The 13,534-nt window shown below is 65.9% G+C and carries 13 protein-coding genes; 6 read left to right on the forward strand and 7 right to left on the reverse strand.

Annotated elements, in window-relative coordinates:
* Nucleotides 1-2: 2 nt before the first annotated feature.
* The 6 genes from ACSC1R_RS11070 to mbhE are packed head-to-tail and all read right to left on the reverse strand — an operon-like array spanning nucleotide 3 to nucleotide 6,055.
* Nucleotides 3-296 (reverse strand): monovalent cation/H+ antiporter complex subunit F, encoded by a 294-nt coding sequence (locus ACSC1R_RS11070; RefSeq protein ID WP_439025808.1) that lies wholly within the window; start codon nucleotides 294-296, stop codon nucleotides 3-5.
* A complete protein-coding gene (locus ACSC1R_RS11075) occupies nucleotides 289-945 on the reverse strand; it encodes a Na+/H+ antiporter subunit E (protein WP_439025809.1) in 657 nt (218 codons plus the stop codon). Before ACSC1R_RS11075 ends, ACSC1R_RS11070 begins: the two co-directional genes overlap by 8 nt.
* Nucleotides 945-2,603, reverse strand: a complete 1,659-nt coding sequence (locus tag ACSC1R_RS11080) for a complex I subunit 5 family protein (protein ID WP_439025810.1) — start codon at nucleotides 2,601-2,603, stop codon at nucleotides 945-947. The genes ACSC1R_RS11075 and ACSC1R_RS11080 overlap by 1 nt, the downstream gene beginning before the upstream one ends.
* Entirely contained in the window at nucleotides 2,596-2,952 is a 357-nt protein-coding gene (locus ACSC1R_RS11085; protein WP_439025811.1) for a sodium:proton antiporter, read from the reverse strand. Before ACSC1R_RS11085 ends, ACSC1R_RS11080 begins: the two co-directional genes overlap by 8 nt.
* Nucleotides 2,949-3,464 (reverse strand): MnhB domain-containing protein, encoded by a 516-nt coding sequence (locus tag ACSC1R_RS11090; protein WP_439025812.1) that lies wholly within the window; start codon nucleotides 3,462-3,464, stop codon nucleotides 2,949-2,951. The genes ACSC1R_RS11085 and ACSC1R_RS11090 overlap by 4 nt, the downstream gene beginning before the upstream one ends.
* Nucleotides 3,461-6,055, reverse strand: coding sequence for a hydrogen gas-evolving membrane-bound hydrogenase subunit E (mbhE, locus tag ACSC1R_RS11095; protein ID WP_439025813.1), 2,595 nt, complete (start codon nucleotides 6,053-6,055; stop codon nucleotides 3,461-3,463). The genes ACSC1R_RS11090 and mbhE overlap by 4 nt, the downstream gene beginning before the upstream one ends.
* A gap of 165 nt (nucleotides 6,056-6,220) precedes the next feature.
* Between mbhE and ACSC1R_RS11100 the strand changes: the two genes are divergently transcribed.
* From ACSC1R_RS11100 to hpt, 3 genes are all read left to right on the forward strand, one after another.
* Nucleotides 6,221-6,787, forward strand: coding sequence for a DUF7344 domain-containing protein (locus ACSC1R_RS11100; RefSeq protein WP_439025814.1), 567 nt, complete (start codon nucleotides 6,221-6,223; stop codon nucleotides 6,785-6,787).
* A gap of 79 nt (nucleotides 6,788-6,866) precedes the next feature.
* On the forward strand, nucleotides 6,867-7,331 hold the full coding sequence (locus ACSC1R_RS11105; protein ID WP_439025815.1) for a type IV pilin: 465 nt from the start codon (nucleotides 6,867-6,869) through the stop codon (nucleotides 7,329-7,331).
* Nucleotides 7,332-7,389: 58 nt separating this feature from the next.
* Nucleotides 7,390-7,959, forward strand: coding sequence for a hypoxanthine/guanine phosphoribosyltransferase (gene hpt / locus ACSC1R_RS11110; protein WP_439025816.1), 570 nt, complete (start codon nucleotides 7,390-7,392; stop codon nucleotides 7,957-7,959).
* A gap of 24 nt (nucleotides 7,960-7,983) precedes the next feature.
* Here hpt and ACSC1R_RS11115 read toward each other — a convergent pair whose 3' ends face one another.
* Nucleotides 7,984-8,997 (reverse strand): ABC transporter permease, encoded by a 1,014-nt coding sequence (locus tag ACSC1R_RS11115; RefSeq protein ID WP_439028708.1) that lies wholly within the window; start codon nucleotides 8,995-8,997, stop codon nucleotides 7,984-7,986.
* A gap of 249 nt (nucleotides 8,998-9,246) precedes the next feature.
* Here ACSC1R_RS11115 and ACSC1R_RS11120 point away from each other — a divergent pair, with 249 nt between their 5' ends.
* Genes ACSC1R_RS11120 through ACSC1R_RS11130 form a run of 3 tightly spaced genes read left to right on the forward strand, consistent with a single transcriptional unit; the run spans nucleotide 9,247 to nucleotide 13,426 of the window.
* The gene (locus tag ACSC1R_RS11120; protein ID WP_439025817.1) at nucleotides 9,247-10,863 is read left to right on the forward strand and encodes an ABC transporter permease; all 1,617 of its coding nucleotides are present in this window, start codon (nucleotides 9,247-9,249) and stop codon (nucleotides 10,861-10,863) included.
* Nucleotides 10,863-12,005 (forward strand): ABC transporter ATP-binding protein, encoded by a 1,143-nt coding sequence (locus tag ACSC1R_RS11125; RefSeq protein WP_439025818.1) that lies wholly within the window; start codon nucleotides 10,863-10,865, stop codon nucleotides 12,003-12,005. Before ACSC1R_RS11120 ends, ACSC1R_RS11125 begins: the two co-directional genes overlap by 1 nt.
* Nucleotides 12,002-13,426, forward strand: coding sequence for an ABC transporter ATP-binding protein (locus tag ACSC1R_RS11130; RefSeq protein ID WP_439025819.1), 1,425 nt, complete (start codon nucleotides 12,002-12,004; stop codon nucleotides 13,424-13,426). The genes ACSC1R_RS11125 and ACSC1R_RS11130 overlap by 4 nt, the downstream gene beginning before the upstream one ends.
* Nucleotides 13,427-13,534: the final 108 nt, after the last annotated feature.

Genomic DNA, 13,534 nt, shown 5'->3' on the forward strand with positions numbered 1-13,534 from the left:
GGTTATTCGATGATGTCCCCCTCGGTCACGTAGCGAGCCACCGCGATGGTGCTGATGAACCCGATGATGGCGAGTACGAGGCTCACGTCGATGAACAGGCCACGGTCGGTCGCCATCGCCCACAGTACGGCGATGGCGACGACGTTTGTCCCGATGGTGTCGAGTGCGACCACGCGGTCCGGCGTCGACGGGCCGCGGATGACCCGGTACGCACACAGCAGGGTCACCCCGCTGGCGAGGACGAGCCCGAGCTGTAAGATGACCCCGAGCCACTCGGGGGCGGCGGCTTCAGCCATCCTGCTCACCTCCGGGGCGCTGTTTCGAGGCGACTGGTGACTCGCTGCCCGTCGTCTCGGGGTCCGGCACTGGCGAGCCGGGTGCACGGCGCTCGTCGAAGATGACGAGCGCGTAGTCCTCCCAGCGTCGGATGGGTTTGACGATCGATTCGTGGTCCCGCGCCGCGATGGCGTGGACGTACAGCGCGTTTCTGTCTTCGTCGTAGTCCATGGTGAGCGTCCCTGGCGTGAGGGTGATGGAGTTCGCGATGGTGGTGACGGCCACGTCCGTCTCGACCCGGAGTGGCACCTCGATGACGTCCGGGTGGATTGGCATACTCGGCGAGAGCACGCGTTTGGCCACGTCGTAGTTCGCCGTGATGAGTTCCCAGAGGAACACACCGACGTAGGCGGTCGCGGCTGGGACGACGCGAACCGTCCGGCTCACGCCGTACGTCCGGGCGAAGAACCGGCGGAACAGGTAGGCGATGGGCATCCCGACGATCAGGCCGAGTACGAACTCGCCTGCCGCGATCCACGGTTCGTCGACGAAGTGGACACCCCGGACGAACAGCCAGAGGATGGCGAGGACGACCCCGATGGTCGGCCACTTCCGGGTCTGTCCGGGTGCTCGTTCTGTGTCTCCCTGGGTCGTCTCTGTCTCGGACATCAGTGCCCACCTCCGTTCCCGCTGGTGAGACCGTCGGTGAGGTGGACCGCCTCGATGTAGGCGTCGGTGTTCGTCGCTGCGTGTGCCGCGTCGATGGCCGCCGAGACGACCGGGTCGAACGCCGCGCCGACCACGAAGACCGAGATCGCGAGTCCCAGAACGATGGCGACCTGTCCGGTCGGGCGCTGTGCCACGTCGACCGCCTCCGAGGGCACACCCCAGAAGGCGCGGTTCCACGCCCTGGTGAAGTACGCGATGGTGAGTATCGCCCCGGCCAGTGCCAGCGCGACACCGGCACCCGACCCGGCGTTGACCGCCGCGTCGAACACGAGGAACTTCCCGAAGAAGCCGAGCAGCGGCGGAATCCCCACGAGCCCGAGCCCGGCCACGAAGAACGCGGCCGAGAGGTACGGGAGGCGGCTCGCCATGCCGCCGAGCCTGTCGAACTCGATGGAGCCGACCGCCGAGTTGATGGCCCCGCTTATCAGGAACAGCGCGCCCTTCGCCAGCGCGTGGTTCAGCGAGTACACCAGCGCGGCCGCGATGCCGAGCACCGCGAGGTTCCCGAAGGGTTCGGGGGCCGAGAGTGGTTGCCCCGGTGTGCCCCCGGCGATGGCCGTGGCGGCGAACGCCAGTGCGAGCACGATGAACCCGACCTGGCCGATACTGGAGTACGCGAGCAGGTCGTCGACGTTGTCGCGGTTGACCGCGCCGACGCCGCCGACGAGGATGCTCGCGCCGGCCATCACGAACAGCACGGGCCCGAAGAACGCGAGCATCGAGTCGCCCGCGAGCCCGGGCAGCCCGAGGTCGAGTGCGCCCGTGTCCGCGTTCGCGAAGATGGTGAAGTACAGTCGGATGATGGCGTAGACGCCGACCTTCTTGACGACGCCCGCGAGAACGGCTGCGACGGGTGCGGGGGCGGCGCGGTACGCCGCGGGCACCCACCACTGGAACGGCACGATGCCGGCCTTGAGCGCGAAGACGACGAACAGGACCGCCGAGAGGCCGAGGACCGGCGCGATGCTGACGATGCCGAACTCGGTCGGGGTCGCCAGTCTGCGGGCCAGGTCGGCCATGTTGAGCGTCCCGGTCGTCGCGTAGAGGCCGCCGATGGCGACCAGCATGAGCGCGCTCCCGACCAGGTTGAGGGTGACGTACTGAAGTGCGGCCTTGGTGTGTTGCGGGCCGGAGTAGAACACGACGAGCACGTAACTCGACATGAGCATCACCTCGAACCAGACGAACAGGTTGAAGATGTCGCCGGTGAGGAACGACCCGCTCACGCCCACCAGCATGAAGTGGAACAGCGGGTGGTACGAGACGCGTTCTGCGGACTCGTCGAGGTACAGTATCGAGAACGCGAGTGCCGCGACGGCCACCACGGCCGCCAGCGCGAGCATGAACACCGCGAGGTCGTCTGCGACCAGCGAGATGCCGAAGGGAGCGTCCCAGTTCGACACCTGGTAGGTGATGATGGCGTCCGAGTCGGCCCGTACCTGCTGGAACAGGTACGCGACCGCGGCGACGTAGCCCACGCCGCCGAGCAGGCTGATGACCTGCTGGGGGCGCTTCGTCCGGTGCGCGACCAGCGCGAGGATGGCGGTCACGAGCGGAACGAGAATCGGTGCGATGACGGCGACTGGGTATTCAGACATCGTCGGTTTCACCTCCCTGACCGAGTTGCACGAGGTCGATCGTCCCGTTCTCCTGGTAGACGCGGTAGGTCAGCACGAGTGCGAACGCGGTCGTCCCGAACCCGATGACGATGGCGGTCAGCACGAGCGCCTGGACGAGTGGGTCCGTGACGCTTGCGGCCCCTTCGCCGTGGTGGCCGAGGACGGGGACGGCCCCGTCCATCACGCCCATCGTGACGAGGTACATGTTCGCCGCCTGCGAGATGATGCTCACCCCCCAGACGACGCGGACGATGTCGCGCCGGAGGATGAGGAACGTTCCGAGCGCGAACAGGAGGCCGAGCACCGTGGCGAGGACGAACTCCGTCATTCGCCACCCACCACCGAGAGAATCGTGAGGAGGCCGCCGACGACCACGAGGTACACCCCGAGGTCGAACGCGAAGGCGGTCGCCCAGTGTATCTGGAACAGCGTTCCGAACAGGAAGTCACCGACCACGCCCAGACCGAGGTCGCCACCCTCGAGAGTGTCGTCGACCTGGTTGAGGAACGCGTCGCCGAAGGCCATCGCCCCGATACCGCTGAGGACCGCGACGAGCAGGCCGATGGCGAACGTGCTCCGGAAGTCGGTGACGATGGCTGGCCGGTCGATACCGAGCGAGGGGCGAACCTCGCGCTGGAACAGGGTCTCCTGCAGGTACTCCAGCCCGAAGATGACGTAGACGAGCGCGAACGCGGCGGCCGTGAGCACGCCCGCGATGAAGCCCCCACCGGGGAGGTTGTGGCCCTGGAACAGCAGGGCGACGGCCGTCACCAGGATGAGCGGCACGACGATGCGCGCCACGGTCCGGGCGATGACCGTCGTGTCGTCGCTGTAGCTCATTCGGTCTCACCCCGTTCGCGCAGGGCGACCAGAGTCACGACCGACAGTGCGGCCATCGCGACGACAGCTATCTCTCCCATCGTATCGAATGCGCGGAAGTCGACCAAGATGACGTTGACGATGTTCGTCCCACCCGCCTCGGGGTAGGACGCCTTCGCCAGCGTGGACGCGATGGTGTCCGGCTTGTTCGCCGTCGTCAGCAGGACGGTGACGAACACTGTCGCACCGACGACGAGCGAGAGCGCGCCATCCTTGAGCACGCGTACCCGGTCCCACTTGCCGTAGAACGCCGGGAGCTTGTCGAGGACGAGCAGGAAGATGACCAGCACGAGCGTCTCGACGACCAGCTGCGTGAGCGCGAGGTCGGGCGCGTTGGCGAGGATGAAGAATATCGCCACCATGAACCCGAGGATGGAGAGCGTGAGCACCCCGGCGATGTGCGAGGGTGCGCGGCTCACCGCGAGTGCGGCCACGACGGCCAGCGAGAGCACGAGCACGACGGGGACCGACGTCGTCAGGCTCACGTCCCGGACCAACACTGCCCAGGCGAACAGTCCACCGACGGCGGCGACGAGGATGCTGGCGACGCCCGTCGCGGTCTGCAGCGAGACGTTGCTGAACAGCATCGCGGTGACCACGAGGACGGTCACGACCAGCACGAGCGGGAGGGCCGACCCGAGCCCAGTCGGCATGTCCGGCGAGACACCGGCGGCCACGTAGCCGAGGATGGTGAGTGTCGCGAACGCGGCGACGGTCCACGTCGCGTACGTGCGAAGGAGACCGTTCTGGACGAGGTCCCGAAGGCGGTCACTGTTGGGGTTGAGCGCCTCGGTGCCGTTGTCGTACCACCAGTTCGCCCGGACCGGCCCCTTCAGGATGGACCGGATGCCGTTGTGCAGGCGGTCGTACTGCGGGTAGGCAACCAGACCCAGCGCGATGGTCGCCGCGCTCATCCCGGCCCACGGACTCGCCTTCGTCGGCAGGTAGTAGTGGAACGTCTCGGACTCGGCACCCAGCGGTTCGACCGCGTGGATGATCTCGCCGACGAACGAGTTGATGAAGCCACCGAGCGGGCCGAGGTAGACCTCGAACGTAGACGTGACGCCGACGATACCGACGAGTCCCGCCAGCGTCGCGAGGACGGCCGGCGGTGCGAGCATCGCCAGCGGGGGCGAGTGGACGTGGCCCAACTCGTCGGGTTTCTCCCCGAAGAACAGCATCAGGAAGCGGATGGAGTACAGGAACGTGAACACGCTCCCGAAGACGGCGACGACCGGGATGAGCCAGAAGATGCCGCCCGAGGCGGCCCCCGTCTCCCACGCACCGTGGAAGAGGAACTCTTTGGAGTAGAAGCCGTTGAACGGCGGGATGCCGGCCATCCCGAGTGCGGCTATGGCCGCGATGACCGCGGTGAACGGCAGGTCCTCGCGCAACCCGCCGAGTTCGGCAATCTTCCGGGTGCCCGCCTCGTGCGCGATGATACCAGCGACGAGGAACAGGGTCGCCTTGAACAGCGCGTGGTTCAGGATGTGGAACGCGCCGGTCTCTGCGCCGAGGTGGCCCGCGAAGCCGAACCCGGCGACGATGAGTCCGAGGTGGGACGCGGTCGAGTACGCGAGCAGTTCCTTGATGTCGGTCGCGGACACCGCGAGGATGGCCGTGACGGTCATCGTCAGCAAGCCGAGTGTCGCGAAGCCAAGCGTCCACAGTTCGAGACTACCGGGGTGTGCACCCTCCGGCAAGAACAGTGGCCGCAGGCGACCGACGAGGTAGACGCCGGCTTTGACCATCGTCGCGGAGTGCAAGAACGCGGAGACGGGCGTCGGTGCCTCCATCGCGTTCGGCAGCCAGATGTGCAGGGGAACCTGCGCGGACTTGGCCGCCGCACCGATGCCGACGAGCGCGAGCACGAGCCAGAAGACGCCTTTCTCTTCCATCGCGCCGCGCATCGCCTCGGCGTTCTCCGCGCTGCCCAGGATGGCGTTCTCGCCACCGAAGAGTGCCCACGTCGCCTGGCCCAGTGCATCCGCGCTGACCGTGTGCAGGATGACGAACCCGACCAGCATGAACAGGCCACCCGCGACCGTGATGAGCATGGATTTGCGGGCCGCGTACTGCGAGGACGCCTCGTCCGTGTAGTGGCCGATGAGCAGGAACGAGGTGAGACTCGTCAGTTCCCAGAACAGGAACAGGGTGATGAGGTCGGCCGCGAGCGCGACGCCGAGCATCGACCCCATGAACGCCAGCAGCGTGGCGTAGTACTTCGGCTGCCCGGGTTCGCCGTGCATGTACCCACCCGAGTAGGTGAGGATGGCGACGCCCACCCCGCTGGCGAGCGTGGCGATGAGCAGCGACAGTCCATCGACGTAGAACCGGAGGTGTACGCCGAGTGTCGGGATCCACTCGACCCCAGCACTGCCGTGTGCGTCCGAGAGCAGGAGCGTACCGACCAGCCCCAGACAGACGAGCGCGACTGTCGCGGCGAAGTACGCCGTCCGTTCGCCGAGTACGCGAAAGACGAACGGAACGGCAGCCGCGCCCAGGAACGGCAGCCCAACGAGGGCGAGGAGGACCGCAAGGTCCGGTGTCATAGCTACTCGAAACGTACGACGAACCCGACTTATGTCTTCTTAAACCGGTCGCCGAACACAGCGCAGTACGAAACGTTATGTACGACCCCGATGCACGATAGGATACGATGCACCGCGGCTGTGATTACAGACGGGCGAGCGCGTGTTCGGTGTGTCGGGGTGGCCATGAGTAGTCAGACGACCGTCAGCGACGGGAGACTGTCGAAAGGCGAGATATTCGATGTCCTCCGCAACCAGCGACGCCGATTCGTCCTCCAGTACCTCAAACGTCGTGGCGAGTCGGTCGAACTCGGCGACCTCGCGACCCAGGTCGCGGCCTGGGAGTACCGCACTCCCTGCGACCAGGTCACCTCCGAACAGCGCAAGCGCGTCTACACGACCCTCCAGCAGACCCACCTCCCCCGGATGGCAGAGGCGAACATCATCATGTACGACTCCGACGAGGGCCTCATCCAGCCCACCACGCGGACGCAGGACCTGTCCATCTACCTCGAAATCGTCCCCGGGAGCGAACTCCCCTGGCGCGAGTACTACCTCTCGCTCGGTGCGGTGAGCTGTGCCCTCTGTGCGGCCATCTGGGGGAACGTCTACCCCTTTACCGTGCTTCCCGACGTCGCCTGGGCGATGCTCATCTCGCTGTCGTTCACGGTGTCTGCGGCGGTGCACATCTACTACGAGCAGAACATGCGCCTCGGCGACCTCGAAGTGCCGCCGGAGCTGGACCTCGAGTGAGCCGGCTGGCGTTTCGCCTGCGGTTGGCTGACCGGCACGGCCGTTCTATTTATACCACCGTATCACGAACTCGCACCAGATGCAACTTCGGGCCCTCTTGACCGACGACGACGCGCTCTCGCCCGTCATCGGTGTCGTGCTGATGGTGGCGGTGACCGTCGTCCTCTCGGCCGCTATCGGGGCGTTCGTGCTCGACATCGGCTCGCAGGTGACCCAGAAGTCGCCGAACGTGGTCGTCGGATACGACTTCGCCGTCGACGGGGCGGCACCCGAGTACGTCAACCTGACGCACACGGGCGGCGACGACGTGAAGTCGGGGAACGTCGAGGTGTTCGTCGGTGGGACGCTGGCGTGGAACGACGGGGAACAGAACGGCTGGACCGTCGATGGCACAGACCACTGGGCCGCAGGCGGTGAAATCACCGGCGGTAACCAGCTCGCGCTCAACGGGTCGACGAGTCTGGTCTCCACCGGCGACACCGTCCAGGTCATCTGGCGCAAGGGGGACAGTTCGTCCATCCTGAGCAGCAAGTCCGTCTCGTGAGCTGACTGGTCGGCGCAACAATCGTCAGTTTTTATTGCTGCTTCCCCCGACCTACGACATGGACCAACTCAAGGAATCTCTCCTCGAGGCGCCGATCATCGAGAAGAACGGGTACCACTACTTCGTCCACCCCATCAGCGACGGCGTCCCGCAACTCGACCCCGGACTCCTCCGCGAGATCGTCATCCGCATCATCCGGAAGGCCGAGTTAGAGGAGGTCGACAAAATCGTCACACCGGCCGCGATGGGTATCCACATATCCACGGCCGTCTCGCTGATGACCGACATCCCGCTGACGGTCATCAGAAAGCGCGAGTACGGACTCGAGGGTGAGGTCTCGCTCGCCCAGCAGACCGGCTACTCCGAGAACGAGATGTTCATCAACGACGTCCACGAGGGCGACCGCGTCCTGGTTCTGGACGACGTGCTCTCGACCGGTGGCACGCTGGCGGCCGTCCTCGGTGCGCTCGATGAAATCGGTGCCGACGTGGTCGACTGCGTCGCGGTCATCAAGAAGGTCGGTGGCGAGAACAAGATCGCGGAGTCACCCTACAGCGTGAAGACGCTCATCAACGTCGACGTGGTCGACGGCGAGGTCGTCATCGTCGACGAAGCCGGCGACGACTGAACCCGCTGTTACGCGCTTTTTCTGTCAGTCCGTGTCGCTCCCGACCCGCGGGTCGAGCACCGTGTAGGCGATGTCCTGGACGAAGTTGCCGAGGATGCCGACGAACGCGACGACCATCGTCACGCCGAGGATGAGCGGCATGTCTCGCGCACTGACCGCCTGTAACATGAGCGCGGCGAGGCCGTCGATGTTGAACACGGACTCGATGACGAACACGCTCAGGACGAGGACACTCAGCATGTCCGTGAAGAACAACGAGACCAGTGGAATCGCGGCGTTCCGGAGGACGTGCCGAGCGACCCGGATGGGGCCAGCACCCTTCGCGCGGGCTATCTTCACGAACTCGGTGTCGATGTACTCGAGCGACTCCGCGCGGGCGTAGCGTAACTGCCCCGCGAACAGCGCCGTGGTCAGTGTGGCGATTGGGAGCAGGAAGTACTTCTGCGTGGTCGTGAACTCGGGGCCCGGCAGGAAACCCCAGTGGAGCGTGACCCCGAGGTGGAACAGTTCACTGTTCTGGATGGGATAGGGGAACCCGATGAGGCTGTGCTGGTTGACGATCGCGTCGACGAGGATGTACGCCAGCCAGAAGTTCGGCACCCCCAGTCCGAGGTAGGCGACGGTCGTGACGAGGCGGTCGCTGAAGGTGTGTTGTCGGAACGCAGCGAACAGGCCGAAGCTGATGCCGAACAGGGCGGCGATGAGGATGGAGGGGACGAGGTACGCGAGCGTCATCCCCGCCCGGTCGGCGATGACGTCCAACACGGGTTGGCCGGTGGTGTATGAGATACCCCAGTCGCCGGTCGAGATGCCGACGACCCAGTTCACCCAGCGTTCGACGATGGGGTCGTTCAGGTTCCGGGCCTCCCGGTAGGCGGCGATGGCTTCGTCCACGTCCTGTCCGGTCGTCATCGCGCCGTAGGCGACCGAGCCGACGTTCGGGTCGTTCGTGAAGGCGATGACGCCGAAGGCGATACTGATGACGAGGTACGTCGAGAAGAGGGCGAACGCGCCACGTCGGAGGAGCTTGCGGTGCATGCTCACGGTGTGGCACCTCTCTCGGGGTAGAGTGCGGGCGTGGAGCGCATCGTTCGGTTCATCGGTCACGCAGTATGGTAATAAAGGCCAGTGCCGTTCGGGTGTAAAACGGAGATAACCGCCAGACGTGGGGTGGTTCGTATGTCAAGGGCTCCTTTGAGTTTTTAATAGTTATTTACCCTAGTGGGATGAGGTACCTGTCACGAATGATGTCACACCCCGGTACCTCGTCCTCGGAGGTGCAGACAGATGGCGACACGTAGCGGTACCGACAGCGCACGGTTCGAGACCATCGACTGGGAGACGGTCGACTCGACCGGTCGGCTGCTGACCCGTCGAACCGTCCTGTTTCTGCTGAGTGTCGCGACGATTCTCGTCTTGTTGCTGTACGACGCGTTCGTCGCGGCCCCCGACCCGTTGTTCCACAACGTCGGCCTGCAAGAAGGGCTCCAGAACCCCTTCACGTGGGACGTCCGCGGCATCGACTGGCTGTTCGTGCTCTCGTTACTGGTGTTCGGGTTCTACATCGTCCTCCCGCTCGCGACGGACGTGGACCGAACGAGACGGTACGTGGCCGAACTGCGCAAGAACAAGTCCGCGACGTTCGCGCTGGGGTACCTCGTCTGCTTTCTGGCGTTCGGTGTGTTCGGCACGATACTCGTCGGTCGACCGTCGACCGAGGTCACGAAGACCTCGCGGCCGCCGGTCTCGTTCGCGACCCCGCTCGGCCGCATCGACCTGTTCACACTGCTCGTGCTCCTCGGTGTGACGTTGCTCGCCAGCTGGGTGCTACTGGCGACGTTCGACCGTGACCGCGAACTGGCCGGCATCGCACCGGTCTCCGGCGCGGTCGCCCGGTTCGGTCTCGTCTCACTGCTGGTCGCGACCCCACTCGCCGTCCTGTTCGCGGTCTTCCCGGTCGCTTCCCCGACCGTCGCGGCCACCATCGGCGTGCTCGCCGGGGTCACCGCCGTCACCTTCTGGGCGCTCCGGACGGACCTCGGCGTCGGACGGGAGACGGTTCGTGGGCTCGGGGTGGTCGGCGTCGTCTTCGCTGGCCTGTTCCTCGCCGGGTTCGCGCTCGTCCAGACCGTCCTGTACGGTTTCCTCGGCTTCGACCCGGTCGCGACCGGGGTCGTCGCGACCACGTGCCCACAGAGTGCGGCCGCCCCGGGCGGCGGTTGCTACGGTACCTGGGCCGACCCCCTCGGCACGAACCGCTGGGGGAAGAGCATGGTACAACTGGTGTTCGACGGGATGCGTGTCGCGCTTCAGGTCGCGCTCATCTCGTCCGTGCTCATCGTCCCGCTCGCGACCCTGACCGGGACGGTCGCCGGTTACGTGGGTGGACTCGTCGACGACCTCCTCATGAGCTACGTCGACATCCAGCAGACGGTTCCCGCCATCGTGGTCTACATGATTACCGCCCACGTGTTCGGGCGCAGTCTGTTCGTGCTCGTCCTCGTCTTCGGGCTCCTCTCGTGGGGCGGCGCGGCCCGCCTCGTCAGGTCAGAAGTCCTCCAGCGTCGCGAAGAAGACTACATCACCGCCGCCGAGAGCGCCGGTGCCGGCAAGTCACGGATCATGTTCCATCACATCCTCCCGAACGTCTCGAATGCGGTCCTCACGTCCGTCACGCGCCAGATTCCACAGCTCATCCTGGCAGAAGCAGCTATCGCCTTCCTGAACCTGAACGACATCATGCTCATCTCCTGGGGTGAGACCATCAACATCTCGCTGAAGTTCCTCCCCGACGGCTGGTGGATGTCGACCATCCCGGTCGTCTTCCTCGCCGTGACGGTGCTCTCGTTCAGCGTCCTCGGAGACGCCCTTCGCGACGTGCTGGACCCACGAGGTGATGCCTGATGTCGCTGCTCGAAGTCCGTGACCTCTCGGTCACCTTCGACACCGACGGCGGCACCGTCCACGCGGTCGACGGTGTCTCGTTCGACGTCGAGCGCGGCGAGACGGTCTGTATCGTCGGTGAATCTGGGTCGGGGAAGACGGTGACGAGCGAGTCCATCACGCGACTCGTCCGCGAACCGCCGGGGCGCGTCGCGGCGGACCGGGTCAGCTTCGAGGACGAGGACCTCTCGCGACTCCCCACGAAGCGACTACGAAAGCTCCGGGGCGACCGCATCGCCCACGTCTTCCAGAACCCACAGGGGTCTCTGAACCCGGTGTACACCGTCGGGAAGCAGATAATCGAGGCGATTCGGCTACACGAGGACGTCTCGAAGGGCGCGGCGCGAACCCGCGCCATCGACCTGCTCGACCGTGTCGGCATCCCGAAAGCGGGGGAGCGAATCGACGACTACCCCCACGAGTTCTCCGGCGGCCAGAAACAGCGCGTCGTCATCGCGATGGCCATCGCGGCCAACCCTGACCTGCTCATCGCGGACGAACCGACGACCGCCCTCGACGTGACCATCCAGGCCCAGATACTTCGCCTCCTCCGCGACCTGCAGGACGAGTACGGGATGGCGATGTTGCTCATCACGCACGACCTCGGCGTCGTCGCCGAGATCGCCGACCGGGTTGTCGTGATGTACGCCGGGAAAGTGATGGAGGCCGGCGACGTGTACGAGATATTCGAGAACCCCTCACATCCCTACACGAAGGCGCTGCTCGAATGCCTCCCCGGTCGACGTTCGGGGGCAGAGGGGATTCCGGGTACGCTCCCGGACCCGAAGCATCCGCCCGACGGCTGTCGCTTCGCGAACCGCTGCCCGCACGCCATCGACGCCTGCCGGGAGGGCGACCACCCGCCGCTGGTCCCGGTCGCCGATGGGAGCCAGCGTCACGAGGCTGCCTGCATCTACTACCAGGCCGGCTACGACGCGAGTACTGTCCGCGGCACGGCAGGGATGTCTGGGAGCGGTGATGCTTCGGCCGACAGTGATAGCGAAACCGGCTGGGGGTCCAGACGCGCAGACGGTGGGGGCGACCCGGACGATGCCGGGGCCGACCCCGAGGACGCCGGCTCTTTCGGGGGTGAGACACGATGACCGACGACACGACCACGACGACGGACGGCCGCGAACCACTACTCACCGTCCGCGGCCTGGAGAAGCACTACCCCATCACGAAAGGGTTCCTGCGTCGCGAGGTTGGCCGCGTACAGGCCGTCGACGGCATCGACTTCACGCTGTACCGGGGCGAGACGCTCGGACTGGTCGGCGAGTCCGGCTGTGGGAAGTCCACGGCCGCGACTTCGCTCCTTCGGCTGGAGGAACCGACCGGCGGTGAGGTGCTGTACCACGGTGACCTCCCGGCCGAGGGAGGTGGCCGGTCGTCGCTCGGGAGCCTCCTCGGTGGCGGCCACAACGGGTCCGACGCCGACCGCGACGACCGTGACGTACTCGGGCTCTCCTCTGGCCAGTTGAAGCGCTTCCGGCGGTCCGGACAGATGATATTCCAGGACCCGACGAGTTCGTTCGACCCTCGGATGTCCGTCGGCGAGTCCGTCGCAGAGCCGCTCATCGTCCACGGGATGGACGACCCGGAGCGCCGCCGCACCATCGTCGAGGACCTCCTCGAACGCGTCGGCCTCGACGCGTCGGACTTCGACCGCTACCCCCACGAGTTCTCCGGGGGCCAGAAACAGCGCATCGCGCTCGCCCGCGCGCTCGTCGTGAACCCCGAGTTCGTCGTGGCCGACGAACCAGTCTCCGCCCTCGACGTGTCCATCCAGGCCGAGATACTCTCGCTCATGCGCGACCTGCAAGAGCGGTTCGGCCTGTCGATGCTGTTCATCAGCCACGACATGGGCGTCATCCGGGAGGTGTGCGACCGCGTCGCGGTGATGTACCTCGGCGAAATCGTCGAGGTCGCACCGACGGAAGAACTGTTCCAGAATCCGAAGCATCCCTACACGAAGGCGTTGCTCGGTTCGATTCCCGAACCGGACCCGCGAAAACGCGGCCTCGGGATGGAACTCACCGGCGACGTGCCGAGCCCTGAGAACCCGCCGTCTGGCTGTCGGTTCCACACACGCTGTCCCGTCGTCGTCCAGCCCGACGGCGTCGACCTGCCACAGGACGAGTGGCGACGCGTGCTCGACTTCCGACAGCAGGTCGAGAGCGGCGGCATCGACCGCGAGGGCGTCGTCGAACTGGCGCTCGCTCGCACCGGGGGTGCGTCAGAGGACGCGCTCTCACAGGACGACCTTCGGCGTGCGCTCCGCGCCGAGTTCGACCTGCCCGGTGAACTCGCCGAGGCCGACGCGGAGTCGACGCTCTCCGACGCTATCGACATGGTTCTGGCAGAGAACACCGATGCTGCGACCGACCTGCTCGCAGAGGCGTTCTGGACGCCCTGTGCACAGGATGCGCCGATAACCGAGCGCGTCGGAGACGACCATACGGCGGCCTGCCACCTCGTCGACGGGGAGACTGTGGCCGAAGCTGAAGTCTCGGCGGACGACTGACGGCCGTCACGACGTTTTCGACGGTCGAGCCTGTCCCATACTGGCACAAATCACGACCGTTCAATCGTCTGCTGTCGGACGTTTCTACCGTGAAAATAACAGGGGGCG

It is taken from the genome of Haloarchaeobius ordinarius (genome assembly GCF_051801355.1).
Lineage (GTDB): Archaea > Halobacteriota > Halobacteria > Halobacteriales > Natrialbaceae > Haloarchaeobius.